Below are 26,336 nucleotides of genomic sequence, written 5' to 3'. Positions count from 1 at the left end.
GGTGGCGTCGGTCCTCGCCGCCGCCGCGAACCCTTCGGCCCCTAACGAGGTGCAGGTCTCCCGCCCGTCGGCCCCGAACCGCCTACCCCTTCGACCTCCGAAGGAGCAGATGTGGAGCTTCGCCCTGCCTCACAAGCGTTGCTGCGCAACGCGATCCGCTACGCCCAGCACGGCTGGCCCGTGTTCCTGCTCGGGCGCACCAAACGCCCCCTCGCCAACTGCGACCCGTGCCGGGAAGCATCCGACGACCACGACCCGGCCGCCTGCGACTGCCTCACCTGCCACGGCTTCTACGCCGCGACCACCGACACCGACCGCGTCACCGCGATGGTCACCGCCAACCCGTGCGGCATGCTCGCCATCCGCACCGGCGCGCCGTCCGGCACCGTGGTCATCGACATCGACCCCGCGCACGGCGGCCGCGTGGATCCCGCGCGCATGCCTGAGACGGCCTGTGTCGCCACAGGAAGCGGCGGATGGCACCTGTACTACCGCCACCCCGGAACAGCCGTCCTGTGTAGTCAGGGCCGCATTGCGGACGGCGTGGATGTGCGCGGGGACGGCGGCTACGTCGTAGCGCCACCGTCGATCCACCCACGCACCGGCCGCCCGTACCGGTGGACCGGTGGCCGGTCCCTGGTCGAGATGCCCCCCGCGCTGATCGAGGCGTGCCAGCCGAACGAGACGCTGCCGGTGACCGTCCTGACCAACCTCGCGCAGATGCGCAGCGCGGGGGGCATCACATCACCCGAAGCGCTGCTCAAGTCGCACCTCGACGCGGTCGCCAAGGCGCCGAAGGGCAAGCGCCGAACCACCCTCTACGGCGCCGCGCGTGGCGTCGCCCGGATGGTCGCCGCCGGAGCGGTCACCGAGGCCGACGCCCTGGCCGTCCTCACCGACGTCGGCCACGCCGCCGGGCAGAGCGAACGCGAGATCCGCGCCGCCATCGCCGGCGGGTTCCGCGACGAACACGTTGCCACGAAAGGGATCGCAGCATGACCGCCGCCGCGCCGGACGGGCCGCTCAACGTGCTGGAGCTGTTCGCCGGGATCGGCGGCCTGTCCCTTGGCCTGCAACGCGCCGGGATGCGCATCGTCGGCCACGTCGAGATCAACCCGTACTGCCGCGCAGTCCTGCACAAGCACTGGCCGGAGGTGCCCAGCCATGACGACGTCCGTACAGCCATCGCCTGGTGGCGTTCCACCGACCGACCACGGGTCGATGTCGTCGCCGGCGGCTACCCCTGCCAGGGAGAGTCCCTGCTCGGCCACCGACGCGGCGCCGACGACCCGCGCTGGCTCTGGCCCGTCATGGCCGATGTCATCGCCGACCTGCGACCCCGCTACGTCATCGGCGAGAACGTCCTCGGCCACCGCACCCGCGGCCTCGCAACCGTCCTCACCGACCTCCGACGCATGCGATACACCGCCCGCGCCGGCGTTGTCCGAGCTTGCGCAATGGGCGCCGCACACCCACGAGCCCGCCTGTTCGTCCTGGCCCACGCCCAGAGCAGCGGACGCCCACCGCGGTGCCTTGACCCCCGAAACGATCGCCCGCAAACAGCAGACCCGCAAGAACGGCCTCAGCCTCACCGACGCGATCGGTGGCCGACCGAACCCCGAATGGGTCGAGTGGCTGATGGGGTTCCCGCCCGGGTGGACCGACTTGCAGCCCTCGGCAACGCCGTCGTCCCCGCCGTCGCCGAACACATCGGCCGACTCATCACCCACGAAACCAGGTGATCCGATCATGAACATCGACACCCAAGCACCCGACGGCGCCGCGATCCTCGACCGCCTGCACGCCACCATCACCCGCTACGTCGTCCTGCCCTCACCCGAGGCCGTGGACGCCGTGGTCCTGTGGATCGCCGCGACCCACGTCCAGCAGGCATGGGCGCACGCGCCCCGGCTCGTCATCCGCGCGCCGGAGAAGCGCTGCGGGAAATCCCGGCTCCTCGACGTGGTCGAGGGCATGTGCTGCAACCCGCTCATCACCGTAAACGCGTCACCGGCCGCCGTCTACCGGGCCATCGGCACCGACGAGCCGCCCACGCTCCTGGTGGACGAGGCCGACACCATCTTCGGCGGCAAGAACGCCGAGGCGAACGAGGATCTCCGAGGGTTGCTCAACGCTGGTCACCAGCGCAACCGGCCCGCGATCCGCTGGGACAACAACCTCCACCGGCTGGAGAAGATCCCCACGTTTGCCATGGCCGCGCTCGCCGGGATTGGCGCCATGCCCGACACCATCGAGGACCGCGCCGTCGTCGTACGCATGCGCCGCCGCATGGCAGGCGAGACGGTAGCGCCGTACCGGCACCGCCGCGACGGGCCGGTCCTGCGCAAGGTCGCCGTCGAACTGACGCAATGGCTGCGCGCGCACCTCGCCGAACTGGAGCGCGCCGAACCGGCGATGCCCCTCGAGGACCGCGCCGCCGACACGTGGGAGCCGCTGATCGCGGTCGCCGACCTCGCGGGCGGTGACTGGCCGGCACGCGGCCGGGCCGCCGCCACCGGCCTCACCGCCGAGGCCGAGGACACCGGGCAGGTGTCCAACCGCATCCGGCTCCTGACCGACATCCGCGCCGCGTTCACCACCCTCGGCGACCCGCCCGCCGCGACCACCGCCGACCTGCTCGCCGCACTCAACGACGACCCGGAAGCACCCTGGCAGGGGTTCGGCCCGGCCGGACTGACCGGCAAGCGCCTCGGCGACATGCTGCGGGAGTTCGGCATCAGCTCCGAGACGATCCGCTTCCCCGTCGGGCAGGCCAAGGGGTACGTCCGCGACGCGTTCACCGACGCGTGGCAGCGGTACTGCCCGGCACCCACGCAGGGGGCAACCGTACCAAACGTACCAACGTCGTTTTCCCAGGTCAGCCCTGGTACGGATTACCTCCCTGGTACGGATCGATCCGTACCACGAACCGTCCCTGGTACGGATCAAAGCGTACCGGCCACCCAATCCGTACCAGCCCTGAGCAGCAAAAACGAGCTTGGTACGGATGGTACGGATACCCCCGGGCGACGTCGGCACGGCGGTGCCGCGTGAGCGCCCGCCGATCGCTGCCGACCAGAGCAGCAACCGCCCCAGAAGCTCTCAGCACCATTCAGCCAAGGGAAGACATCGACGTGCGTAAGATCTTGCGTCCACGGGTCGTACAGCGGCCCGCGAAAGCCGTTCAGCCGGAGACGACCGCCGTGCCAACCCAGGACCGAACCGACGCCCGGACGGCGCTTGTCGTGCACCTGGAGCCGCGTAACACCCCGACCTACGAGGGAGCCAACGTGACCGCCGCCCGGCGACTGCTCAGCACGGAGGACCTGGCCGAGCTGCTCGACGTCGACCCGTCCACGATCCGCCGGTGGCGCACCGCCCGCCCGGTGCAGGGGCCGCCGTTCATCCAGATCTCGGAGAGGGTCACCAAGTATCGGCCCGAGGACGTCGAACGGTGGCTCGACGGCCTGCGCGTTGTGCCCGAGGCTGCCTGATGGCCGCACCGCAGATGCCGCCGATCGGCGTGGACCTGGCCGCCGACGTCGAGCACCGGCCCGACCGAGCGAAGCCCTACCGCGCAAGGGTTCGATGGGTCGACCCGCACACCGGCCAGCGGCGCTCCAAGTCCGAGGCGCACCAGGAACCGGAAGGGGCGCAACGCTGGATCGAGGCCATGCAGCGCGCAGCGCGCGGCGGTGTCGACCCGACCGCCGCAACCATGCGCCTCACCGACTACGGCGAGGCCGTCATGACCCTCGCAACGCGCGGCCTGGAGCGCAAGACCCTCGACCCGTACCTCGCTGGCTGGCGGAAGCGGGTCGTGCCGACCCTCGGCCACCTCCCCGTACGGATGATCACGAACGGTGCCGTTGACCGGGCCGTGCACGGCTGGATCGCCGACGAGTGCGGACGCTCGACCGTGAAGAACAGCATCGCGATCCTCGTACGAGTCATGGAGCAGGGAGTTCGGGACGGCATCATCGACCGCAACCCCGCACGGATCAGCGGATGGCAGCACGCGTACAGGCTCGCCGAGGACGAGTTGGACGACCCGCGCTCGCTCGCCCTGCCGGACTGGGATTCGTTGCTACGGCTCGCCGAGGCGGTCGTTGCCCGGTCACACGGCCAGTTCGCCGGATGGGGAGACGTAGTGGTGTTCGCCGCGTGCACCGCCGCCCGCATCGGCGAAGTGTCCGGCGTCCGCGCCGGGGACATCGACCGGAACACCTGGACGTGGACAGTGCGCCGGCAGACCACGCCCGGACCGGGTGGCCTGATCGACAAGGGCACCAAGGGCAAGCGGGCGCGGCAGGTGCCCATCATCGTGGAGGCACGCGAGTTGCTCACGCCGCGCCTCGACGCCGCCAAAGGACCCGATAGCCGGTTGTTCACCGGGCCGCGTGGCGGGCGGATCAGCACGGCGGTGCTCCGTGACGCCACGCACTGGGATGAAGTGGTGGGAACGCTCGGGTTCGAGCATCTCCGGCGTCACGACTTGCGGCACACGGGGCTGACGTGGCTCGCCGACGCGGGGGTGCCCGTGCACGTGCTGAGGAAGATCGCCGGACACGGGTCGATCACCACGACACAGCGGTACCTGCACCCCGATCGACGCTCGATCGATGACGCCGGAACGGCGCTGAGTGCCCATCTTGCGGCCCGCCGGTCCCCAAATGGTCCCCAGCTTCGAGCGGTCTAGCGCCATTCATCACATCGTGTCACACAGCAAAACGGCCGTTGACCAGGGCGTATGCTCTAGTCGACGGCCGTTTCGGCTTGTCGGGACGGCGGGATTCGAACCCACGACCCCTTGACCCCCAGTCAAGTGCGCTACCAAGCTGCGCTACGTCCCGTGCAACCGGACTCGTCCGGAGCAGCCGCTACAGACTAGCGCATAGGGTTACCGCCGCGCGCAGGAGTATCCCCTGTCCCAACTACGGTGGGGGGATGCGGCTGGATCTGGTGACGGTGGTGGTGGAGGAGTACGACCCGGCGATCGTCTTCTTCACCGAAGTGCTGGGGTTTGAGCTGGTGGAGGACTCGCCGGCGACGACGACCGAGGGGGCGGCGAAGCGGTGGGTCGTGGTGCGGCCGCCGGGTGGGGGGACGGGGTTGCTGCTCGCGCGGGCCGATGGGCAGCGGCAGCGGGAGGCGGTCGGGGATCAGGTGAAGGGCAGGGTGGGGTTCTTCCTGCGGGTGGAGGACTTCAGGGCGACGTTCGAGCGGCTGGAGGCGGCCGGCGTCACGATCGTGCGGCCGCCGCGGGCCGAGGTGTACGGGCAGGTCGCGGTCTTCGAGGACGTCGCCGGCAATCTGTGGGATCTGCTGGGGCCGCCGAAAGCGGGAGACGGCGAAGCGCAGTGACGTAGCGCACACAACCGGCCGGCAACGGAACGAGCGCTGAAGCGCAGCCGGGCGCGGTGAACCTGATGGTCTCAACGGCACAGCAGGAGGTTCACCCGATGAACACGGCCATCGCGTCCGAAGCGCAGACCGCCCGGATTCTCGTCGTCGACGACGACCCGGATCTGCGGGGCATGGTGGCGTACAAGCTGGTGAAGGCGGGCTTCGAGGTCATCGAGACCGACAACGGGCTGGCCGCGGTCGACGCCGCGGTCGCCTGCCTGCCCAACCTGGTGATCCTCGACATCATGATGCCGGGGCAGGACGGACTCACCGCGTGCGAGCAGCTGCATGCGGACCCTGAGACGGCGCAGATCCCGGTGATGCTGCTGTCCGCGCTGTCGCAGCCGGACGTCGTACGCAGCGGCGTGATGGCGGGGGCGGTGCACCACATGGTCAAACCGTTCAGCCCGGACGCACTGCTGCGCAGCGTGCAGTCGCTGCTGCGGGTGCACCCGACGCCGGTGGACCCCAACACGGGCCACGATCTGGGCCGCAGCTATCGGTGGTGACCGAACGTGTCTGTCGTGAAAGCGCAGTCAACGTATCGACAGCGTGATCACGTGCTCTCTTCAAGTAACCACACTTGGAGGGCACCATGGGATACCTCACCCCACCGGTGGACGCTCCGCAGCGTCCCGGCAAACCGCAGGATCAGGCCGACGAGAACCTGAAGGCCAGGATTCTCTACCTGCGCTCCTTCCTGCTGATGCGCACCCTGATCGGCGTCATGGGCATCCTGCTGCCGGTGACGCTCCTGCTCGGCGACGGCTTCCTGTTCGAGGGAGGGAAGCCGCGGGGGTCGCTGAGCGCGTACTACTACTCCGGCATGCGCGACATCTTCGTCAGCTGCCTGTGCGTGACCGCGTTCTTCCTGATCTTCTACAAGTTCTTCGAGCGGAACCTGGAGAACACGCTCAGCATCGTCGCCGGCGTGACGGCGGTGGGTGTGGCGCTGTTCCCGACGGGGCGGCCGGGCGGCGGGACGGTGCCGCTGTCGCCGTTGCAGGAGAAGCTCGGCGAGCAGACGGTGCAGAGCGTGCACTACGTGTGCGCGGCGACGTTCATCCTCTGCCTGGGCGTGATCAGCTACTTCTTCGGCCGCCGCGAGGGTGCCAGGACGCAGCACCGCGACGGGCACCTGGCGCGGTTCTCCCCCGCGTTCTGGCGGTCGTTCCACTACGCGTGCGCGGCGGGGATCGCCCTCGCCGTGGTGTACATCGCGGCGACCCAGGTGTCCCACCGGCTCGACGCGTACAGCCTGATCATCGGCGAGACGGTGTCGGTGCTGTGCTTTGGCGCGTCGTGGCTGGCGAAGGGCCTGGAACTGGACGTCCTGACCAGCGCGTCGGCGGCCCAGGACCAGATCGAGGCGGGCACGACCGAGGAAACGGCAGCAGCCTAGGTGCGTAACGGTGCGCCGCTCAGCTGAGCGGCGCACCTGTCGAAGTCGCGGGCATGGGACTCATGATCTTCGCCGGGCTGGTCGTCGTGGCGGTGGCCGCCGAAGCGTTGCTGCCGCGGCGGGCGCCGGCGAGAGCTACTTCTTCCCGCGCGGGCTGTTCTTCTTGCGGGGCTTCACGCTGATGTGGATCGGGGTGCCGAGGAAGTCGAACTCCTCGCGCAGCTTGCGCTCCACGAACCGGACGTAGCCGGGGTCGAGCGCGCCCGTGGTGAAGAGCACGAACTTCGGCGGCGACACACCGGCCTGGGTGGCGAACAGCACGCGCGGGGCGCGCCCGCCGCGGACCGGGTGCGGGGTCTGCTGCACCAGCGCCGTGAGCCACTGGTTGAGCTGCCCCGTGGGCACGCGACGCTCCCAGTTCGCCAGGGCGGTGCGCAGCGCGGGCGCGAGCTTGTCGACGGCGCGGCCGGTGAGCGCCGAGACGTTGTGCCTGATCGCCCACGGCACGCGGCGCAGCTCCCGCTCGATCTCCTTGCCGAGCTGGTGGCGCCGGTCCTCGTCGACGAGGTCCCACTTGTTGAAGGCGATGACGAGCGCCCGGCCGGACTCGATGACCATGGTGATGATCCGCTGGTCCTGCTCGGAGATGACCTCGCTCGCGTCGAGGAGCACGATCGCGACCTCGGCCGCCTCGATCGCCGCGTTGGTGCGCAGCGAGGCGTAGTACTCGGTGCCGCTGGCGTGCGAGACCCGCTTGCGCAGGCCGGCGGTGTCGACGAGGTGCCAGGTCTCGTCGCCGAAGTCGACGAGGCTGTCGACCGGGTCGACGGTGGTGCCGGCGACCGAGTCGACGACCGCCCGCTCCTCCTTGGCCAGCTTGTTGAGCAGGCTGGACTTGCCGACGTTGGGCCGGCCGACGAGCGCGATGCGGCGCGGCCCGGCCTCGCGGGGCGGGACGACCCGAGCGGCCGGCAGCGCCTCGAGGATCTTGTCGAGCAGGTCGCCGGAGCCGCGGCCGTGCAGGGCCGAGATGGGGAACGGCTCGCCGAGGCCGAGGCCCCAGAGGCCGGAGATCTCGCCCTCGATGCGCGCGTTGTCGACCTTGTTGGCGACGAGGATCACGGGCCGGCCGCTGCGGCGCAGCATCCTGACCGCGGCCTCGTCGTCGGAGGTCGGCGGGATCGTGGCGTCGACCACGAACAGCACCACGTCGGCGGTCTGGGTGGCGATCTCGGCCTGGGTGGCGATGGCCTTGGCCCGCTCCTTGGCGTCGGGCAGCCAGCCGCCGGTGTCCACGACGGTGAAGTACCGCCCGGTCCACTCGGCGTCATAGGCGACCCGGTCGCGGGTGACGCCGGCGACGTCCTCGACGACCGCCTGACGGCGGCCCAGGATCCGGTTGACGAGGGTCGACTTGCCGACGTTGGGTCGGCCGACGACGGCGACGATCGGCACACTCAGCTCGACGTCATCGACAACGTCGACGTCGACCTCGGCACCTGCGGATGCCTCAGCGCTCACGGGGGTCCTTTGCTCAACGGCCGGGGGGCCGGCGCTCGCCTATGCGGTGACCTTGTCCAGCATCCGCTGGAGTCGCTCGACCACCTCGTCGATGCCGAGCGCGGTGGTGTCGAGCACGACGGCGTCGTCGGCTTGGCGAAGCGGATCGGCGGCGCGCGTCGAGTCAAGTCTGTCACGACGGGCCAGGTCGGCTGCGGTCGCGGCCTGGTTGGCCGCATTCTCGGTGCTCCGGCGCCTGGCCCGCTCGTCCGCGGAGGCGGTGAGATAGACCTTCAGGTCGGCGTCGGGGGCGACGACGGTGCCGATGTCGCGGCCCTCGACCACGATCCGGCCCGCCTCGGCGATGATGTCCCGCTGGAGCGCGACGAGCAGCGCCCGCACGGCCGGGACCGCGGACACGGCCGACACCGCCTGGGTGACCTCGGTGCCGCGGATCTCACGGTCGACACCGACGCCGTCGACGCTGATGTGCGGCTCGGTCGGGTCGGTGCCGATGCGCAGCGTCGCCGACGCCGCGACGGCGTGGATCTTCTCCGCGTCGGCGAGGTCGACGTTGTCGCGCAGCACGGCCCAGGTCACCGCCCGGTACATGGCGCCGGTGTCCAGGTAGCGGGCGTCGAGGGCCTGTGCCACCCGGCGCGAGATCGTGGACTTGCCGGACCCGGAGGGCCCGTCGACGGCAACCACCAACTGGCCGCTGTGTCCTGCCACGCCCGATCCTCCACAAAACAATGAATCCCCGATGACACCTGCTGTTCGACAGTACTTGACCGGCCGGTGGCCCTACCTCACGGGAGCACGTCGTCGCAGGAGGATGGCACATCGCCCGGCGAGCTCGGTGAGATCGGCGCGCACGGGGAGCACGGGTCGCTCACCGTGAGCAGGTGCCGCGTCACCGTCTCGTTGAGGTCGATGAGGGCCTCGACGTGCTCGGGGCCGAGCGCGTCGAAGAACCAGTGCCGCACGTGCTCGACGTGGCGGGGCGCGGCGGCGGTGATCGCGTCCCAGCCGGCCTCGGTGAGCACGACGAACGCGCCGCGGGGGTCGTCGGCGCACGGCTCGCGGGCGACCAGGCCGCGCGCGGTCATCCTGGTGATCTGGTGGGTGAGGCGGGTCTTCTCCCAGTCGGCGGCGACGCGGAGCTGGAAGACGCGCAGCCGCCCGCCGGGTGCCTCGGAGAGGCTGACGAGGACCGCGTAGTCGGCGCTGGACAGCCCCGTCTCCTGCTGCAGCTGGCGGGCGATGCGACCCCTGACCGCGGCGTTGACGGCGAGGAACCCGCGCCAGGCGCGCTGCTCCCGCTCGTCGAGCCAATTGGGATCCGTCACACCCGGAAGTCTACGTCCATGGGTGACACATCACCGTGGGACGAGCTAGCGTGACGGTGACGCGTCACCCATGACGTCGCACGAGCAGAGAACCACGTCGCACGAGCAGAGAGTTGGACCATGACCAAGATCGGGATCATCCTCGGCAGCACCCGCCCCGGCAGGAACGGCGAGGCGGTCGCCAAGTGGGTGTACGACATCGCGAGCCGCCGCTCCGACGCGGAGTTCGAGCTGGTCGACCTGCTCGACTACAACCTGCCGCACCTCGACGAGGCGGTGCCGCCGTCCATGGGGCAGTACGCGCACGAGCACACCCGGCAGTGGGCCGCGAAGATCGCCGAGCTGGACGGCTTCGTGTTCGTGACGCCGGAGTACAACCACTCGACCAGCGGCGCGCTGAAGAACGCGATCGACTTCGTCTACTCCGAGTGGAACAACAAGGCGGCCGGGTTCGTCAGCTACGGCTCCGCCGGCGGCACCCGCGCGGTCGAGCACCTCCGGCTGATCATGGGCGAGCTGCAGATCGCGGACGTCCGGGCGCAGGTGGCGCTGTCGCTCTTCACCGACTTCGAGAACTTCTCGACGTTCAAGCCGGGCCCGCAGCACGAGGGCACGCTCGGCGTGGTGCTCGACCAGACGGTGAGCTGGACGAAGGCCCTCGAGGCCGTCCGCAAGCGGTAGACGGCGGTCCGCAAGCGGTAGATCAGGAAGCAGCGGCCGCCCGTGCGAAGCGGGCGGCCAGTGCCGCCGTGGCCGAACGCAGCTCCGGCGGCCCGACCAGCTCCACCTCGACGTCGAACATGCCGAACCACGCCGCGAGACCGGTCCACGACCACGAGCCGGCGCTGACCCGGCACCGGTCCGGGCCCAGCTCCTCGACGATGGCCTGGCCCCGGGTCCACTCGGTGATCGCCGCCGCCGGCGCGTGCAGGATCGCCTCGCCGCGGCACGGCAGCGGGTCGTGGCCCTCGAACCGCTCCGCCACGAACGCCGCCACGTCCGCCGCCGGCAGCGGCCGGGGCGTGAACCGGGGACCGTTGGGTGTGCGCAGCGTCATGCGGTCCACCCGGTACGTGCGCCAATCCACCCGATCGAGGTCGAAGCCGATGAGGTACCACCGGCCGCCCCACGTCACCACGTGGCACGGCTCGACCCGGCGCCGGTCGCCGGTGTGCCCGGCCGCGATCTCCCGCACACCGGCGTAGTCGAAGCGCAGCACCTCCCGCGCCCGGACGGCCTGGCCGATCGCCAGCAGGACCGCCGTGTCGACCCGCGACGGCTGCCAGCCGGCCTTCGCCACCCGGGTCACCTGCAACGCGTCGACCCGCTGGCGCAGCCGGGCCGGCATCACCTGCCGCACCGTCGCCAGGGCGCGCAGCGCCGCCTCCTCGACGCCCTCGACCGACATCGTCGCCGTCTGCAGCGCCACCGCCACCGCGACGGCCTGGTCGTCGTCGAACAGCAGCGGCGGCAGCTCCGACCCGGCGTCGAGCCGGTAGCCGCCGTCCGGCCCGCGGGTCGCCTGCACCGGATAGCCGAGCTCGCGCAGCCGGTCGACGTCGCGCCGGACGGTCCGCGGGCTCACCTCGAGGCGGTCGGCGAGGGTCTGCCCCGGCCAGTCGCGACGGGCCTGCAGCAGGGACAGCAACGCCAGGAGGCGGGCCGAGGTCTCCAACATGCGTCCAGTATCGCCCGCCCTTGAGGACAGAAGCTGTCCGCATCTACCGGCAATCTCAGCGGCATGATTCAGACGAGAGCGCTGACGAAGGACTTCGTCGTCAACCGCAAGACCACGGTGCGCGCGGTCCGCGGCATCAGCCTGGACATCGCGCCGGGCGAGCTCGTCGCGGTGCTCGGCCCGAACGGTGCCGGCAAGACCACGACGCTGCGGATGCTGACCACGCTCATCGCGCCGACCAGCGGCACCGCGACCGTCGCCGGGCACGACGTGGCGACGCGGGCGGCGGCGGTACGGCGGGAGATCGGCTACGTGGGGCAGGGCAACGGCGCCGGCCACATCCACCGCGTCGCCGACGAGCTGCGCACCCAGGGCCTCATCTACGGCCTGGACCGCAAGGCCGCCGCCCGGCGCACCGACGAGCTGCTGGAGGCGCTCGACCTCGCCGAGCAGCGCGACCGCAAGGTGTCGGACCTGTCCGGCGGCCAGCGGCGGCGCCTCGACGTGGCGATCGGGCTGGTGCACGCGCCCCGGCTGCTGTTCCTCGACGAGCCGTCGACGGGGCTCGACCCGCAGAACCGCGCGAACCTGTGGCAGCACATCCTGCGGATGCGCGAGGAGCACGGCATGACGATCGTGCTGACCACGCACTACCTCGACGAGGCCGACACCATGGCCGAGCGGGTCGTGGTCGTCGACCACGGCGAGGTGATCGCCGACGACACGGCGTCGGCGCTGAAGGCCAAGCTGGCCGGCGACAAGCTGCTGCTGACCGGCGACCTCCCACTCATCGCCAAGGCCGCCGGCGGGCTCGCCGGCATGCGCGACATGACCGAGATCTCGGACACGCTGACGTTCCGGGTCAACGACGGACCCGCCGCGCTGCCCGAGCTCATCTCGGCGGTGCCGGGCGCCGTCCGTACCGCCGAGATCCAACGCCCCACGCTCGACGACGTCTTCCTGTCCCTGACCGGCCGCAACCTCCGGGAGAACGCATGAGCGGGCCGGAGCGGAGCGGAGAGACCGCTCATCATGTTGCAGTCATGGTCAGGCCGACGCCGGAGCGAAGCGGAGGTGGCGGAATGACCACCCTCGCCCTGCGCGACGTCCGCATCGTCGCGGCCCGGGAGCTGCGGCCGCTGCTGCGCTCGCCGTTCTCGCTGATCTTCGGCATGATCCAGCCGCTGGTGTTCCTGGCGCTGTTCGGGCCGCTGCTCGCCGGCTCCCTGAAAGGCCAGGAAGGCGGCCTCGGCAGCGACGTGTGGCAGTGGTTCGTGCCGGCGATCCTCGTCATGACCACGCTCTTCGGCACGTCGACCGTCGGGGCGAACCTGCTCAGCGAGTTCGTCACCGGCGCGCACGAGCGCATGCTCGTCACGCCCCTCGCCCGGCACGCGCTGCTGGTCGGCCGCGCGCTCAAGGAGATGGTGCCGCTCGCCGGGCAGGCCCTGATCATCGTCGTGGTGATGCTGCCGTTCGGCTTCGAGCTGCACCCGGCCGGCGCGCTGCTCGGCCTGGCGCTGCTCGCCCTCTTCGGCGTCGGGCTCGGCTCGTTCAGCTACGCCCTGGCGGTCGCGGTCCGCCGCACCGACTGGATGTTCTGGGTCGTGCACCAGACGCTGCTGTTCCCCCTGATGATCCTCTCCGGGATGCTGCTGCCCCTGGAGACAGGGCCGGGCTGGATGCGGGCACTGGCGCAGTTCAACCCGCTGGCGCACATGGTGACCGCCGAGCGTCTGCTCTTCGCCGGTACGGTCAGCGACCGCGCCGTCTGGTGGGGCTTCGCCGCGGCGGCCGCGACCGCCCTCGCCGGGCTCGCGGTCGGCATCCGCGCGATGCGCCGCTCCACCTGACGGCGGCTACTCGCCGACGGCCTTGAAGAGTGCGCCGATCTCCGCCTGGGACAGGTGTCGCGTCCTGCCCGGGCGGAGATCGCCGAGCCGGATCGGGCCGATCTGGGTGCGGATCAGCCGCTGCACCGGGTAGCCGACCGCGTCGAACATCCGCCGCACGATGTGGTTGCGCCCCTCGTGCAGCACGACCTCGACGAGCGCGACCTTCCCGTACGCGTCGACGACCCTGAACGAGTCGACCTTCGCCGGCCCGTCCTCGAGCTGCACGCCGGCCTTCAGCTCCCGGCCCATCGCCCGCGGCACCGGCCCGGCGATCTCCACCTGGTAGGTCTTCGCCACCTCGTACGAGGGGTGCATCAGCTTGTGGGCGAGCCCGCCGTCGTTCATCAGCAGCAGCAGGCCCTCGCTGTCGAGGTCCAGGCGCCCGACGTGGAAGACGCGGGTCGTGAGGTTGGGCACGTAGTCGGCGAGCGCCTCGCGGCCCTTCTCGTCGTCCATCGTGGACACCACGCCGCGCGGCTTGTTCAGCGCGAGGTACACCAGCCGCGTGTCGGTGATCAGGCGCGAGCCGTCGACGTGGATGGCGTCCCGCGTCGCGTCGGCCTTGTCGCCGAGGGTCGCCTCCTTGCCGTTGACGGTGACGCGGCCCTCGTCGATCATCCGCTCGCAGTTCCGGCGGGACCCGAGCCCCGCGGCGGCCAGGATCTTCTGCAGCCGCTCCTCGTTGCGCGGCAGCTCGGCGTCCGGTGGCGCGTCGAACGCGGAACCCTCGAAGTCGGCTTCTGTGGACTTGTCAGCGCTGGGCATCGGCGATCTCATCAATGTCGTCGGGAAGGAACGGGGCGAGCGGCGGCAGCTGGTCGACGCTGTCCAGGCCGAGTTTCTCCAGGAACAGCGACGTCGTCCGGTACAGGAACGCCCCGCTTTCGGGCTCACTGCCGGTCTCCTCGATCAGACCCCGCGTCACCAGCGTACGGACAACGCCGTCGCAGTTCACACCGCGGATGGCCGAGATACGCGACCTGGTGACAGGCTGCTTGTAGGCGACCACGGCGAGTGTCTCCAGGGCGGCCTGGGTGAGCCGGATCTGCTGCCCGTCGAGCACGAACTTCTCCACGTAGGGCGCGAACTCCGCCCGCGTGTACAACCGCCACCCACCCGCGACGCGCCGCAGGTCGAAGCCGAGGCCGAGCTGGGTGTACTGCCGGGCGATGTCCTCCAGGACCCCGCGGATCCGGTCGACGGGCTGGTCGAGCACCTGCGCGAGGGTGATCTCGGTGGCGGGCTCGTCGACGATGAGGAGGATCGCCTCGACCGCGCCGCGCAGCTCGCTCTCCGACATGACCGGCACCGGCTCGGGTTCCGGTTTCGGCTCTGGTACCGCGGCAGCGGGCACCTCGAACAGCGCACCGCTGTCGACCGCGGCTTCGTCGGTTTCCCCAGCGGGCAGGTCCTCGACGGCGGCCTCGACCACTTCCTCGGGGGCGGCCTCCTCGACGACCGCGACCTCAGGCTCGGCGACAGGCGCTTCCTCGACGAGGGACTCGATCGCCTCCTCGGGCGCGGCCTCCTCGACGACCACGGCCTCCGGCTCAGCGACGGGCGCATCCTCCGCAGGCACCTCCTCGGCGAGAGGCTCGGTCACCTCCTCGGGCGCGGCCTCCTCGACGACCGCGACCTCCGGCTCGGCGGCGGCCTCCTCGACCGGCGCCTCGTCGGACACGGCAGCCGGCTCCTCCGCGGCCTCTACGGCGGCGGGCTCCTCGTCGACCTGTACGGCGGCGGGCTCCTCGGCGGGCAGCTGCTCGACGGGGGGCTGGGGGCGAGCCCAGGGCGGGACCCAGTTCGCTGCCTGGTCGGCGAGCGACCTCGACTGGTCGTCCTGGCTCACTGGTCCACCTCGCTGTTCACTGCTTCCGCATCGTCCGCCGCTGGTTCGTCCTCTGCCGGGCCCTCAGCCGGGTCCTCAGCCGGGCCCTCAGCCGGTGGGGTCTCGGGCGGGGCGGGGCTGCCCTCGTACTCCTCGACCTCGATCGTGGCGGCCGCCGCATCGTCCGGGCCCGTCCAGCGGACGAGCAACTCCCCCAGGGCCTGGACCTGCTCGAAGGAGACGAGGTCCTCGCGGTACAGCTCCAGCAGCGCCAGGAAGCGGGCGACGACCTCCAGGGTCGACTCGCAGTCGATGCACAGCGCGCTGAACGTGGCCTCGCGTTGTGCGATGAGACGGTCGCGGACGATGTTGGCGTGTTCGCGGACGCTGACGCGGACCATGTGGATGTGCGCGATCGAGACGACCGGAGGGCCCGCCTTCGGGGTGAACGCCTTCAGCGCCAGCTTCAGCAGCCTCGCCGGGCCGACGCCGAGGACGAGGTCGGGCAGCGCCTCGGCGTACTGCGGCTCCAGGGACACCGAGCGCGGGTAGCGGCGGGACCCGACGGCCTCCAGGCCCGCGATGTGCGCCGCCGCCTCCTTGAACGCCTTGTACTGCAGCAGCCGCGCGAAGAGCAGGTCGCGCGCCTCCAGCAGCGCCAGGTCCTCCTCGTTCTCGACGGTGGCCGACGGCAGGAGGCGGGCGGCCTTCAGGTCGAGCAGGGTGGCGGCGACGACCAGGAACTCCGACGCCTCGTCGAGGTCCCAGTCGTCGCCCATGCCGCGGATGTACGCGATGAAGTCGTCGGTGACGGTGTGCAGCGCCACCTCGGTGACGTCGAGCTTGTGCTTGCCGATGAGCTGCAGCAGCAGGTCGAACGGCCCGGTGAAGTTCGCCAGGCGCACCTGGAAGCCCGCGGGCGCGGCGTCGGCACCGGGCAGCGCGGGCGCATCCGGTACAGCAGCCGCGACGTCCACGACGTCCGCCGGGGCGGCATCGGAGGGCGCATCCACGGTGGACGGATCCGGCGAGGGGTTCGCGGAGTCCACGGTGGCTGGGTCGGTCACCGGAAGACCGTAGCGCAAAGGGTCGCGAAAACCGCTACAACCGCCGCTCGGCCTGCTGGGCGATGACCTCGCGGGCGAGCTGCCGGTAGTTGCGGGCACCCGAGGACGACGGATCGAGCGTGGTGATGGGCGCGCCGGCGACCGTCGACTCGGGGAACTTGACGGTCTTGGTGATGACCGTCTGGTACACCTTGTCGCCGAACGCCTCCACGACCCGCTGCAGCACCTGGCGGCAGTGGGTGGTGCGGCTGTCGTACATGGTGGCGAGGATGCCTTCGAGCTCCAGGTCGAAGTTGAGCCGCTCGCGGACCTTGTCGATCGTGTCGAGCAGCAGCGCCACACCGCGAAGTGAGAAGAACTCACATTCCAGCGGGATCATGACGCCGTGCGCGACGGTCAGCGCGTTGATCGCGAGCAGGCCCAGCGACGGCTGGCAGTCGATCAGGATGTAGTCGTACTCCTTCAGGACCGGGCGCAGCACCCGGGCCAGGGCCATCTCGCGGGCGACCTCGGTGACCAGCTGGATCTCGGCCGCCGACAGGTCGATGTTGGCCGGCAGCAGGTGCAGGCCGGCGATGTCGGTCTTGATCCGGATGTCCTCGACGGTCACGTCGGAGTCCATCAGGATGTTGTAGATCGTCAGGTCGAGGTTGTGCGGGTTGACGCCGAGGCCGACCGACAGGGCACCCTGCGGGTCGAAGTCGACGAGCAGGACCCGTCGCCCGTACTCGGCGAGGGCCGCGCCCAGGTTGATGGTCGACGTGGTCTTGCCCACGCCGCCCTTCTGGTTGGCCATCGCGATGATCCGCGCCGGGCCGTGCCGGTCCATCGGCATCGGCTCGGGGATCGGCTTGCGCATCGTGTACGCCGTCGGATCCGCCGGCCCGAGCTCGGCGCCGAGGTCAAGCGATGCCTGCTCGGCGCGCATCTGCGTCGTCCAAGACTCCGCTTGGTCACCCATGCCTGTCATCGAACCTCTTCGCCCCTCCCGGCGGCTCATCTCCACCCGGGGCCGATTCGTCGTCGGCGATCTGGGGAAGCGGGACGGCCGTTGCCCGACTCTACGTCACTGCAGGGTACATACCCCACTCCGCGCGCCCGGCGTGTCGCGACGGGCTTCGTTGGGTACGGTCATCGACGTGTTGGGACCAGGAGACGTGCTCGGCGACAGATACCGCCTCGATGAGTTCGTCGCCAGCGGCGGCATGGGGCAGGTGTTCCGCGCGACCGACAAGACGCTGAACCGGACAGTCGCCGTGAAGGTGCTGCTGCCGGGCCTGACCAGGGACGCCGAGTTCGGCGTCCGGTTCCGGGCCGAGGCGCGGATCATGGCCTCCGTCGGGCACAAGGGCGTGGTCGGCGTCTATGACTACGGCGAGACGCCCGAGGGCACGATGTTCCTCGTCATGGCGTTCGTCGAGGGCCGCCCCCTCGGCGAGCGGATCACCCGCGAGGGTGCGATCCCGGCCGACGAGACCATGGCGATCGTGGCGCAGGCGGCCGACGCGCTGCACGCCGCGCACAGCAACGGCATCATCCACCGCGATGTGAAGCCCAACAATCTCCTGGTCGGTGACAACGGGGCGGTGACCCTCGTCGATTTCGGCGTGGCCCGCTCGGCAGACGTGACGTCCGTCACCAAGGTGAACGCGGTGATCGGCACGGCGCTGTACATGTCGCCCGAACAGGCATCCGGGAAGCCGATCTCCCCCGCGACGGACATCTACGCGCTCGGCGCGGTCGCGTACCACTGCCTGACGGGCGCGCCGCCGTTCACCGGCAACTCGCCGCTCGAGATCGCGATCAAGCACCTGCAGGACGATCCGGCGCCGCTGCCGGACACCGTGCCGGCCGGCGTCCGGGCGGTGGTCGAGCGTGCCATGGCGAAGGACCCCGAGGACCGCTTCCCGACCGCGGCCGCCTTCGCCGCCGCCGCCCGCGACGCGCAGGTGTCCACCCTTCAAGATCAAGACCTGGCGCTCGTGCCGGCGGCGGCCACCCGGCGGTCCGCGACGGTGGCGTCACCGCGGGTGGTCGCGAACGGCCGCCCGGGATCGTCCGGCGCGAAGCCGGACCGGCCCGCCTGGATCCCGGTCGCCATCGGCCTGGCGCTGCTCGTCATGGCCAGCGGCGTGGTCCTCGCCGCGATCGCGCTCAGCCGGGGCGACAAGAATGGCGACACCCCCAACGGCGTGCCCGGCATGTCGCAGTCCCCCACGGTCGCCACGTCGGGTCCGGCACCCGGTGGGGGCGGCGCCACCCGTACCTCGGCGGCGCCACCCACCAGCGCACCGGCGTCCGCCTCGCCGACCCCCGCCACCAGCAGCGCCGCTCCCCCGCCGGCGACGAGCGAGCCCCCGCCGCCGCCTGCCACGACGACGCAGCCCCAGCCGACGACCGGCGGCCCGACACCTCCTGTCGACGGCTCGGTCCCGCCCGCGTAGCCGGTCGGCCAGATCTGGCGGCGGCCGGGATTTTCTGTCGTACCTTCGTGCAACCCTTCGTGGCGGGGCTTCGTCTACCCCGCGACGAAGGGAGCCCGAACGGGTGAACGAAGACGACGAAGCGCAGTTCCGGGAGTTCGTCGCCGCACGGTTCGACGGTCTGCGCTCGCTCGCCTACCTGACGTGCGGGGACTGGCACACGGCGGAGGACGCCGTCGCCTCGTCCCTGGCGAAGCTCTACGTGCACTGGCACCGCGTCGACACGCCCCTCGCCTATGTGCGCAGGGCGGTCGTGCACGCCCTGGTGGACGAGAGCCGCCGGCCGTGGCGGCGCAGGGAGCGCTCGGTGGGCTACAGCCTGCCCGAGCTGCCCGGCCCCGACCACGCCGAGCAGGTCGACGAGCGGATCCGGATCCGCGCCGCACTCGCCCGGATGGCCCCCGGCCAGCGCGCCGTGCTGGTCCTGCGGTACTACGAGGGGCTGAGCGTTGAGGAGACCGCCGAGGTGCTCGGCCGCCAGCCGGGGACCGTCAAGAGCCAGACCGCCCGCGGGCTCACCGCCCTCCGCGCCCTGCTCGACGCGGAGCCTCGTGACGACCCCGGTGTCCGGCCCCCCGGCCCGCGAGCGTCCGCTCCCCCACCGCAGGCGACACCCACTCACGAGATGGAGAACAGGAGGGAAGGGCATGGAGCACGACCTGCACAGTCTGCTGGCGGCGGCCAGGGACGACGCGCCGCCACCGCGACTCAGCATTGACGACATCACCACCGCCGGCCGCCGGCTCGCCCGGCGTCGCCGCCGCCGTGCCCTCCTCGCCTCCGTCGCCGGCGGCCTGGCCGCGGTGATCACCGGCGCCACCGCCGCGATCGCGCTCTTCAACCCGCCGGTCACCGCGCCCACCGCGGACCCCAACGGCACGCCCGGTCTGGTCGTCGACGCCACCCCGTCCTCCGCCCGCCCGGCCGGCTTCACGTCCGCCGGCCCGTTCCAGACCAACTACAGCGGCTACACCTCCGGGCGGTATGCCGTCAGCGACCCCTACCTGGTCACCGCCCACTACCAGCTGTCCACGATCGACTTCAACGCCGCCCCGTCCGCCGCGCCGACCGTCTCGCCCTCCCCGACCCTCAACGGCAAACCGGCCCGCACCACGTCGCCGGGCAGCATCGTGCCCCGCGAGGGCCGCCTGGTCGTCTTCGACACCGGCGCCTTCGAGCCCCGCGAGTTCAACGGCGGCACCAAGCTCAGCGTCGACGGCCGGCAGGCCCTGCTGCAGCACTCCGCCGGGTCGGTCTCACCGACCGTCGCCGACAAGTACGGCTGCTGCGCCGACCCGGTCATCCCGACCATGGCCTGGCAGTACATGCCGGGCGCCTGGGCGGCCGTCTACTGGTCCCGGGCCGAGACCATGCCCACCCGCGACGAGCTGGTCGCCCTCGCCGAGGCCCTGCCCGCCGCCGTCCCGACCCCCTTCCCCGTCGGCATCCAGGTCCGCGACCTGCCGAAGGGGTACCGCCTCATCGCCGCCAGCACCCGCACGTCCTCCTACGACAACACCAGCCTGTCGGTGGTCCGCCTGGGCCTGAAACCCATGACGCCCCCGCTCACCGGCCCCACCGACCTCGACGGGTACCCGTCGCTCATCCTCACCCTCGGCATCGCCGACCAGGTGACCGGCGAGGCGATCAACAAGACCACCTGCCCGCCCGCCACCAACCGCTGCGCCACCCTCATCGAGGACGGCCAGTTCTTCCTGCAGGCGGAGACCCAGGGCGACCGCCCGATGAGCACCAGCGAGCTGTCGCAGATCCTGAAGACGATGACCGCCGAGGACCCGTTCGACCGGACTTCCTGGCCCGCCGCCACCGCGGCGTACACCCCCTGACCCCGCCGCCCCCGCACGATCCGGTGGACGCTCATTGCTCCACCGGATCACAACCCACACCCGCCCGCCCCCGACACCACTAACCCAGATCACCACCACGCGATCCACACGGCTCCTTGCGTCCGGGGCGCATCTTCAGGCTTCTCACCAAGTCGCATACCGGGCATTGACCAACGTCTCATCCAGCGCCCCAGGCCCTCCATCGCACGAGCCCTGGCCCCGAGCCGGCACGGACGTCGCTTTTCAGCATGTCGCGCCCCTTCTCGGCAGACGCCCATCGACCGCCGGCCCGCAACGACCGACACCTCACCCCGCGACGCCCACGAGCTTCAACCTCCGCTCGGGCGCAGCCCCCGCGGAGCCGGCCCGGCACGGCGGACCACTAGACCCACGCCCCCGCAACACTTCGCGCCCATGACGTGATCGAAGGACAGCCCCGGCCACCATCACGACCACAGCCATCATGCACAAAAGCCGCAAACACTGGCATTGACCAACGTCTACGGCAGGCGGGAACACACCGCACCGCACCCACCCGGCACGGCGGAACACTTGCCCCCTGCGCCCCGCAATACATCGCGCTCTTGACTTGATCGAAGGACAGGCCTGGCCGCGATCACAACCACAGCCATCCTTCGATCATCGCGCCGCCGGCCCACCCGATAGCCGGTGCGCGACCCCCTGTCTCAGAAGATCATTTTGGGGTAGATCGCGCGCCGCCCAATGCGCAAAAGCCGCGAACTAGGGCATTGACCAACGTCTACAGCGGGACGGAGCGCGCCGCCCCGGACAGAACCAGCCCCGCGCCCGCCTGACATGGCAGACGACCTGACCCACGCGACCCGCAACACGCCCACGACGTGATCGAAGGACAGACCCGGCCGCATAGCCGGGCATCGACCAACGTCTACGGTGGGCCGGGAACGCACCGGACCGCGCCGCTGCGGACAGAGCGCGAACACGCCGCCGCCCCAGACGGAGCCAGACGCACCGCGCTGGCCCGGCACGGCGGAATACTTGGCCTATGCGGGGCGCAACACTTCGCGGCCACGACTTGATCGAAGGACGGGTCTGGCCGCGATCACGACCGCAGCCGTCCTTCGATCAACGCGGCGCCGGCCCAGCAGCAGCCGACCCAGGTAGATAGACGGTGCGCGATCCACCCACGGTTCAGAGATCAACTTGGGGGTGGATCGCGCAGGGTCTATGGGACGAAAGCCGCAAAGTTGGGCATTGACCAATGTCCAATGCGGGCAGGGAGCGCGTCGGGCCCGGGCAGGCAGGGAAACGTGCGCTGCCTGCCCGGGCCCGACGCCAAAGGGAGTGGGTTACTTGTGGCGGTTGTACATGCGGGGGGACTTCGACTTGGCGCCCTTGCCGCCAGCGCCCTTGCCGCCGCCGTGCTGCTGGACGCCGGGTGGGAGGGAGCGGTTGGCCTGGGCGCGGCGGATCGCTTCGAGCGGGTTGCGCGGGGGCGCTTCCTCGGACTCGGCGGCGTCGGCGGTGGTGGCAGCGGTGGTGGTGGCGTTGTCGGGCTGGTTGTCTGCGGTACCGGCAGGCATGGCGTCTCCTTCGCGGATGACTGACGCGGAAGTACCTTCCGCGGGAAGGTGAACGGGGACGTGGACAGGCGTCAGCCGCGCAGCGGGCGAAGCGGGAGCCGAGCGAAACCCCACCGGCACAGCGGGGGGTCGTGCGAGAACCCACAACGGGGGCCGCCAAGGCAGACCCTTCACAAAGGATCGCGGCGGCACGCGCGGCGTCAGTGGGCTCAGAAACGCATGCGCCTACGGTAACACGGCTCCCAGGTCCCCGGTGAGGTACCGCTGCACGGTCGCGCCCACCTGGACCACGAGCGACGAGGGGGCGGCGGCGACGACGGGCGGCAGGCGCAGGATCTGCCGGCAGAAGGCGAGGCCGAGCATCTGGGTGGCGACCAGGCCGGCCCGGACCGTGGCCTCGGCGGGGTCGGGACAGACGGCGAGCGCCACCGGAGCGACCTGCGAGGCGAAGATGTCCCGCAGCCGCGAGGCGGCCGCCTCGTCGGTGGCGGCGGAGCGCAGCAGGGTCAGCAGCGCGTCGTCGGACGGGTCGCCCTCCCAGCGCCTGATGAAATGCGCGACGAGCGTCTCGCCGAGCCGGTCGCGCGGGATGCCGGCCACGTCGGGCAGCCGCAGGTGCACGTCGACGGCGGCGGCGAAGAGCTGGGCCTTGTTGCCGTAGTAGCGCATGACCATCGAGGGGTCGATGGCGGCGTCGGCGGCGATCGCCCGGATGGTGGCCCGCTGGTAGCCGTCGGCGGCGAACCGTTCCCTGGCCGCGCGGAGGATCGCCGCGCGGGTGGCGTCGGATCTGCGCTCGGGCTGCATGCCCACAACCGTAGGCCAACAAGCGTTGACAGGAAAGTCAACACGTGTTGGCATTGGCTGGTGTACGACGTCATCGTGGTCGGCGCGAGGCCGGCCGGAGCGGCGACCGCCATGCTGCTGGCCCGGCGGGGGCTCAGGGTGCTCGCGGTCGACCGGGCCAGGTTCCCCAGCGACACGCTGTCGACGCACCAGATCCAGCCGTCCGGGACCGAACGGCTGCGGCGCTGGGGGCTGCTCGACCGGCTGCTCGCCGCCGGTACACCGGCGACCGAACGCGTGCGGTTCGACCTCGGCGGCACCGTCCTGCAGGGCAGGTTCCCGGAGGGCGTCCTGTACAGCCCGCGGCGCACCGTCCTCGACGCGATCCTGGTCGACGCGGCCAGGGAGGCGGGGGCCGAGGTGCGGGAGGGGTTCCACGTCGCCGGCCTGATCAGGGACGACAGCGGCGTCGCGGGCATCAGGGGACGCGACGGCACCGAGCTCCGCGCGCCGGTCGTCGTCGGCGCCGACGGCAAGCACTCGCTCGTCGCGAAGGAGGTAGCCGCGCCGGTACAGCGCGACGTGGCCCCCAGGACGGTCGCCAGCTACGCCTACTGGGAAGGCGTAGAGCACTGGGCGGGCGGCGAGCAGCAGAAGGGCGGCGAGCAGCGGGAGGGCGGCGAGCAGCGGCACGGCGAGCTCTACCACCGCCCCGGCCGGGCGGTGGCCGCGTTCCCGACCAACGACGGCCTCACCATGGTGTACGCCGCCGCGCCGATCGACGAGTTCGGCACCTGGCGCACCGACGTCGAGGGGCACCTCCTGGCGACCCTGGACCGCTGCGGCGACCTGGGCGAGCGGGTCCGGGCCGGCCGGCGGGTCGAGCGCCTGCGGACCACCGTCGACCTGCCCAACGTGGTGCGAGCGGCGCAGGGCCCCGGCTGGTTCCTCGCCGGCGACGCGGGGCTCGTCATGGACCCGGTGACCGCGCAGGGCATCGGCAACGCCCTCGCCGACGCGGAGCTGCTCGCCGAGACGATCGCCGAGGGCCGGACGGACTACCAGCGCCGGCGCGACGCGGCGCGGCTGCCGATCTTCGGCCTGACCACGGGGCTGGCCGCGCTCCGGCCCGCGAAGGGTCTCAACGCGGTGCTGCTCAAGGCCATCGCGCGGCGGGAGGCGAGCACGGAGCAGTTCCTCGGGGTGTTCGCGGGCACCGTGCCGGTGAGGACGTTCCGCAGGAGCGTCCCGCGGCTGCTGGTTCAGCGCGCCCGGGGGTGGGCGGTCGCGTAGACCTCGCGGAGCTTGTCGACGGTGACCAGCGTGTACACCTGCGTCGTGGTCACCGAGGCGTGCCCGAGCAGCTCCTGCACCACGCGGATGTCGGCGCCGCCGTCGAGCAGGTGCGTGGCGAACGAGTGGCGCAGCGTGTGCGGCGACACCCCGTGCGGCCCGTCGACCGGCAGCCCGGCCCGGACGGCGGCCTTGCGCAGGATCGTCCACGCGCTCTGCCGCGACAGGGCGCCGCCGCGGGCGTTGAGGAAGACGTTGGGCGTGCCGGTGCCGGTGCCGTTGGCGACGAGCGACGGGCGGGCGCGGACCAGGTACACGTCCATGGCGGTCCGCGCGTAGCTGCCCATCGGCACGAGCCGGGTCTTGCCGCCCTTGCCGCGCAGCGTCACGAGGCCGTGCTTGCCGGTCAGGTCGAGGTCGTCGACGGCGATGCCGACGGCCTCGGAGATGCGGGCGCCGGTGCCGTACAGGAACTCCAGCAGCGCCTGGTCGCGCAGTCCGAGCGGCCCGGCGTCGGCGGCGGTGGCGAGCAGCCGCGACACCTGGTCGACGTCCAGGGCCTTCGGCAGCCGCTTCGGCAGCGACGGCGGCTTCACGTCCCGCGACGGGTCGGTCGGTGCGAGCCCCTCCAGCAGCAGGAACCGGTGCAGCCCCCGCACCGCGCTCGCGGCCCGCGCCGCCGACGACGCCGACAGCGGCGGGTGCTCGCCGCCGTCCTGGAGGTCGCCGGTCCGCAGCGCCGCGACGTGCCCGGCGATGTCCCGCGCCCCGACGTCGGCGAGGTCGCCGATCCCGCACGCGGCGAGCCAGTCCACGTACCGGTCGAGGTCGCGCCGGTACGACGCCAGGGTGTTCTCCGCGAGCGCCCGCTCGACCGTGAGGTGGTCCAGGTACACGTCGACGGCCTTGCGCAGCACGGACGCGTCAGCGGGCGCGGGCCCGCCGACGGGAGCAGCCGACGCGTCGGTGGACGCGAGCCCACCGACGGGAGCAGCGGACGCGTCGGTGAACGCGGGCACGCCGGCGGCCGCCGCGACCGGAGAACGGGTCGCGGCGGCGTCCGCCGGCTCGAGCGTCACCGTCTAGGCCAGCACTTCCGCCAGCGCGAGGTGGTCCATCCCGTGCGCGTCGGCGACCGGTCCGTAGGTCACGTGGCCGTCGTGCGTGTTCAGCCCGAGCGCCAGGGCCGGGTCGCGGCGCAGCGCGTCCCGCCAGCCCCGGTTCGCCAGCTCCAGCGCGTACGGCAGGGTCACGTTCGTCAGCGCGTACGTGCTGGTGTGCGGCACCGCGCCCGGCATGTTCGCGACGCAGTAGAAGATCGAGTCGTGGACCCGGTACGTCGGCTCGGCGTGCGTGGTCGGGCGGGAGTCCTCGAAGCAGCCACCCTGGTCGATCGAGATGTCGACGAGGACGCTGCCGGGCTTCATCCGCTTCACGAGGTCGTTGGTGATGAGCTTCGGGGCCTTCGCGCCCGGCACGAGGACCGCGCCGATGACGAGGTCCGCGTCGAGGACGGCCCGCTCGATCTCGTAGCTGTTGGACGCGACGGTCTGCAGGTGCCCCTGGTAGATCGCGTCGGCGCCGCGCAGGCGGGAGATGTTCTTGTCCAGCAGCAGGACCTCGGCCTGCATGCCGAGCGCGATCGCGGCCGCGTTGAGGCCGGAGACGCCCGCGCCGATGACGACGACCTTCGCCGCGTACACGCCGGACACCCCGCCGAGCAGGACGCCGCGCCCGCCGCCGGCGCGCATCAGGTGGTACGCCCCGACCTGCGGCGCCAGCCGCCCGGCGACCTCCGACATGGGGGCGAGCAGCGGCAGCGAACGGTCGGTGAGCTCGACGGTCTCGTACGCGATGCCGGTGACCTTGCGGTCGACCAGCGCGTCGGTGCACGCCTTGGAGGCGGCCAGGTGCAGGTAGGTGAAGAGGACCTGCCCCTCGCGCATGCGGTGGTACTCCTCGGCGATCGGCTCCTTGACCTTCAGGACGAGGTCGCCGGCGGCCCAGGTGTCGTCCGCGGTCGGCAGGATCTGCGCGCCGGCCTCGCGGAACTCCTGGTCGGTGATCGAGGAGCCGTCGCCGGCACCGGCCTCGATGAAGACCTCGTGCCCGTTCGCGGCGAGCTCGTGGACTCCTGCCGGGGTGATCGCCACCCGGTACTCGTGGTTCTTGACCTCGCGTGGGACTGCGACCTTCACGTCTCGTGACCCCTCTCCACCAGCGACGACGGTGACGCTGCG

The 26,336-nt window shown here is 71.4% G+C and carries 27 protein-coding genes and 1 tRNA gene; 15 read left to right on the top strand and 13 right to left on the bottom strand.

The features are described 5' to 3' along the window. Positions 1-111: 111 nt before the first annotated feature. The 5 genes from AB0J72_RS51405 (at position 112) to AB0J72_RS51385 (ending at position 4,699) form a co-directional block, all read left to right on the top strand. Positions 112-999 carry a bifunctional DNA primase/polymerase gene (locus AB0J72_RS51405; protein WP_363414038.1) on the top strand — a complete coding sequence of 296 codons (888 nt, stop codon included), beginning with the start codon at positions 112-114 and terminating at the stop codon, positions 997-999. Beyond that, complete coding sequence (locus AB0J72_RS51400; RefSeq protein ID WP_363414035.1) at positions 996-1,742, top strand: DNA cytosine methyltransferase; 747 nt, start codon at positions 996-998, stop codon at positions 1,740-1,742. The genes AB0J72_RS51405 and AB0J72_RS51400 overlap by 4 nt, the downstream gene beginning before the upstream one ends. Before the next feature lie 7 nt (positions 1,743-1,749). Beyond that, positions 1,750-3,054, top strand: coding sequence for a DUF3631 domain-containing protein (locus AB0J72_RS51395; RefSeq protein ID WP_363414032.1), 1,305 nt, complete (start codon positions 1,750-1,752; stop codon positions 3,052-3,054). Between the two features lie 236 nt (positions 3,055-3,290). Beyond that, positions 3,291-3,494 carry a helix-turn-helix domain-containing protein gene (locus AB0J72_RS51390; RefSeq protein ID WP_363414029.1) on the top strand — a complete coding sequence of 68 codons (204 nt, stop codon included), beginning with the start codon at positions 3,291-3,293 and terminating at the stop codon, positions 3,492-3,494. Next, positions 3,494-4,699: a site-specific integrase gene (locus AB0J72_RS51385; RefSeq protein ID WP_363414050.1), complete on the top strand. Its 1,206-nt coding sequence runs from the start codon at positions 3,494-3,496 to the stop codon at positions 4,697-4,699. Before AB0J72_RS51390 ends, AB0J72_RS51385 begins: the two co-directional genes overlap by 1 nt. 80 nt (positions 4,700-4,779) lie before the next feature. Here AB0J72_RS51385 and AB0J72_RS51380 read toward each other — a convergent pair. Continuing rightward, a tRNA-Pro gene (locus tag AB0J72_RS51380) sits at positions 4,780-4,853 on the bottom strand. 94 nt (positions 4,854-4,947) lie between these two features. Between AB0J72_RS51380 and AB0J72_RS51375 the strand changes: the two genes are divergently transcribed. From AB0J72_RS51375 to AB0J72_RS51365, 3 genes are all read left to right on the top strand, one after another. After that, positions 4,948-5,364, top strand: a complete 417-nt coding sequence (locus AB0J72_RS51375; protein WP_363414026.1) for a VOC family protein — start codon at positions 4,948-4,950, stop codon at positions 5,362-5,364. 98 nt (positions 5,365-5,462) lie between these two features. Continuing rightward, positions 5,463-5,915 (top strand): response regulator, encoded by a 453-nt coding sequence (locus tag AB0J72_RS51370; protein WP_363414023.1) that lies wholly within the window; start codon positions 5,463-5,465, stop codon positions 5,913-5,915. A gap of 86 nt (positions 5,916-6,001) precedes the next feature. Then, positions 6,002-6,808 carry a hypothetical protein gene (locus AB0J72_RS51365; RefSeq protein WP_363414020.1) on the top strand — a complete coding sequence of 269 codons (807 nt, stop codon included), beginning with the start codon at positions 6,002-6,004 and terminating at the stop codon, positions 6,806-6,808. Between the two features lie 135 nt (positions 6,809-6,943). On the opposite strand, the gene der is transcribed toward AB0J72_RS51365, so the two are convergent. From der to AB0J72_RS51350, 3 genes are all read right to left on the bottom strand, one after another. Continuing rightward, positions 6,944-8,329, bottom strand: a complete 1,386-nt coding sequence (gene der / locus AB0J72_RS51360) for a ribosome biogenesis GTPase Der (protein ID WP_363414017.1) — start codon at positions 8,327-8,329, stop codon at positions 6,944-6,946. A 39-nt stretch (positions 8,330-8,368) separates the two neighbouring features. Continuing rightward, the gene (gene cmk, locus AB0J72_RS51355; protein WP_363414014.1) at positions 8,369-9,040 is read right to left on the bottom strand and encodes a (d)CMP kinase; all 672 of its coding nucleotides are present in this window, start codon (positions 9,038-9,040) and stop codon (positions 8,369-8,371) included. A 77-nt stretch (positions 9,041-9,117) separates the two neighbouring features. Next, positions 9,118-9,657, bottom strand: a complete 540-nt coding sequence (locus AB0J72_RS51350; RefSeq protein ID WP_363414011.1) for a MarR family winged helix-turn-helix transcriptional regulator — start codon at positions 9,655-9,657, stop codon at positions 9,118-9,120. Positions 9,658-9,777: 120 nt separating this feature from the next. Here AB0J72_RS51350 and AB0J72_RS51345 point away from each other — a divergent pair, with 120 nt between their 5' ends. Next, entirely contained in the window at positions 9,778-10,338 is a 561-nt protein-coding gene (locus AB0J72_RS51345; RefSeq protein ID WP_344513237.1) for an NAD(P)H-dependent oxidoreductase, read from the top strand. 22 nt (positions 10,339-10,360) lie between these two features. Here AB0J72_RS51345 and AB0J72_RS51340 read toward each other — a convergent pair whose 3' ends face one another. Continuing rightward, positions 10,361-11,335 (bottom strand): WYL domain-containing protein, encoded by a 975-nt coding sequence (locus tag AB0J72_RS51340; RefSeq protein WP_363414008.1) that lies wholly within the window; start codon positions 11,333-11,335, stop codon positions 10,361-10,363. Positions 11,336-11,398: 63 nt separating this feature from the next. Between AB0J72_RS51340 and AB0J72_RS51335 the strand changes: the two genes are divergently transcribed. Both AB0J72_RS51335 and AB0J72_RS51330 read left to right on the top strand, forming a co-directional pair. Beyond that, positions 11,399-12,334: an ATP-binding cassette domain-containing protein gene (locus AB0J72_RS51335; protein WP_363414005.1), complete on the top strand. Its 936-nt coding sequence runs from the start codon at positions 11,399-11,401 to the stop codon at positions 12,332-12,334. A gap of 83 nt (positions 12,335-12,417) precedes the next feature. Continuing rightward, entirely contained in the window at positions 12,418-13,188 is a 771-nt protein-coding gene (locus tag AB0J72_RS51330) for an ABC transporter permease (RefSeq protein ID WP_363414002.1), read from the top strand. A 6-nt stretch (positions 13,189-13,194) separates the two neighbouring features. Here AB0J72_RS51330 and AB0J72_RS51325 read toward each other — a convergent pair whose 3' ends face one another. From AB0J72_RS51325 to AB0J72_RS51310, 4 genes are all read right to left on the bottom strand, one after another. Next, on the bottom strand, positions 13,195-13,995 hold the full coding sequence (locus AB0J72_RS51325) for a pseudouridine synthase (protein WP_344513244.1): 801 nt from the start codon (positions 13,993-13,995) through the stop codon (positions 13,195-13,197). Continuing rightward, a complete protein-coding gene (gene scpB, locus AB0J72_RS51320) occupies positions 13,982-15,079 on the bottom strand; it encodes an SMC-Scp complex subunit ScpB (RefSeq protein ID WP_363413998.1) in 1,098 nt (365 codons plus the stop codon). Before scpB ends, AB0J72_RS51325 begins: the two co-directional genes overlap by 14 nt. Beyond that, entirely contained in the window at positions 15,076-15,999 is a 924-nt protein-coding gene (locus AB0J72_RS51315; RefSeq protein WP_363414047.1) for a ScpA family protein, read from the bottom strand. Before AB0J72_RS51315 ends, scpB begins: the two co-directional genes overlap by 4 nt. A gap of 160 nt (positions 16,000-16,159) precedes the next feature. Further along, positions 16,160-17,095: a ParA family protein gene (locus AB0J72_RS51310; protein WP_203853951.1), complete on the bottom strand. Its 936-nt coding sequence runs from the start codon at positions 17,093-17,095 to the stop codon at positions 16,160-16,162. 169 nt (positions 17,096-17,264) lie between these two features. Between AB0J72_RS51310 and AB0J72_RS51305 the strand changes: the two genes are divergently transcribed. From AB0J72_RS51305 to AB0J72_RS51295, 3 genes are all read left to right on the top strand, one after another. After that, entirely contained in the window at positions 17,265-18,569 is a 1,305-nt protein-coding gene (locus AB0J72_RS51305; RefSeq protein ID WP_363413993.1) for a serine/threonine-protein kinase, read from the top strand. Positions 18,570-18,672: 103 nt separating this feature from the next. Beyond that, complete coding sequence (locus AB0J72_RS51300) at positions 18,673-19,326, top strand: SigE family RNA polymerase sigma factor (RefSeq protein WP_363413990.1); 654 nt, start codon at positions 18,673-18,675, stop codon at positions 19,324-19,326. Continuing rightward, positions 19,256-20,455: a hypothetical protein gene (locus AB0J72_RS51295; protein ID WP_363413987.1), complete on the top strand. Its 1,200-nt coding sequence runs from the start codon at positions 19,256-19,258 to the stop codon at positions 20,453-20,455. Before AB0J72_RS51300 ends, AB0J72_RS51295 begins: the two co-directional genes overlap by 71 nt. A gap of 1,328 nt (positions 20,456-21,783) precedes the next feature. On the opposite strand, the gene AB0J72_RS51290 is transcribed toward AB0J72_RS51295, so the two are convergent. Then, positions 21,784-22,017: a hypothetical protein gene (locus tag AB0J72_RS51290; RefSeq protein WP_363413984.1), complete on the bottom strand. Its 234-nt coding sequence runs from the start codon at positions 22,015-22,017 to the stop codon at positions 21,784-21,786. Positions 22,018-22,242: 225 nt separating this feature from the next. Continuing rightward, the gene (locus AB0J72_RS51285; RefSeq protein WP_363413981.1) at positions 22,243-22,824 is read right to left on the bottom strand and encodes a TetR family transcriptional regulator; all 582 of its coding nucleotides are present in this window, start codon (positions 22,822-22,824) and stop codon (positions 22,243-22,245) included. 60 nt (positions 22,825-22,884) lie between these two features. Here AB0J72_RS51285 and AB0J72_RS51280 point away from each other — a divergent pair, with 60 nt between their 5' ends. Then, the gene (locus AB0J72_RS51280) at positions 22,885-24,096 is read left to right on the top strand and encodes an NAD(P)/FAD-dependent oxidoreductase (protein WP_363413978.1); all 1,212 of its coding nucleotides are present in this window, start codon (positions 22,885-22,887) and stop codon (positions 24,094-24,096) included. Here the strand turns inward: AB0J72_RS51280 and AB0J72_RS51275 are convergent. Next, entirely contained in the window at positions 24,066-25,013 is a 948-nt protein-coding gene (locus AB0J72_RS51275; protein WP_363414044.1) for a site-specific tyrosine recombinase XerD, read from the bottom strand. The genes AB0J72_RS51280 and AB0J72_RS51275 overlap by 31 nt on opposite strands. 165 nt (positions 25,014-25,178) lie before the next feature. Then, positions 25,179-26,294 carry an alanine dehydrogenase gene (gene ald / locus AB0J72_RS51270; RefSeq protein ID WP_360571926.1) on the bottom strand — a complete coding sequence of 372 codons (1,116 nt, stop codon included), beginning with the start codon at positions 26,292-26,294 and terminating at the stop codon, positions 25,179-25,181. Between the last annotated feature and the right edge of the window lie 42 nt (positions 26,295-26,336).

This window comes from Dactylosporangium sp. NPDC049742 (assembly GCF_040674675.1).
In the GTDB taxonomy this organism is placed as follows: domain Bacteria; phylum Actinomycetota; class Actinomycetes; order Mycobacteriales; family Micromonosporaceae; genus Dactylosporangium; species Dactylosporangium maewongense.
Note: the sequence above shows the minus strand (reverse complement) of the source record. Positions and strands in the feature narration are given on the sequence as shown.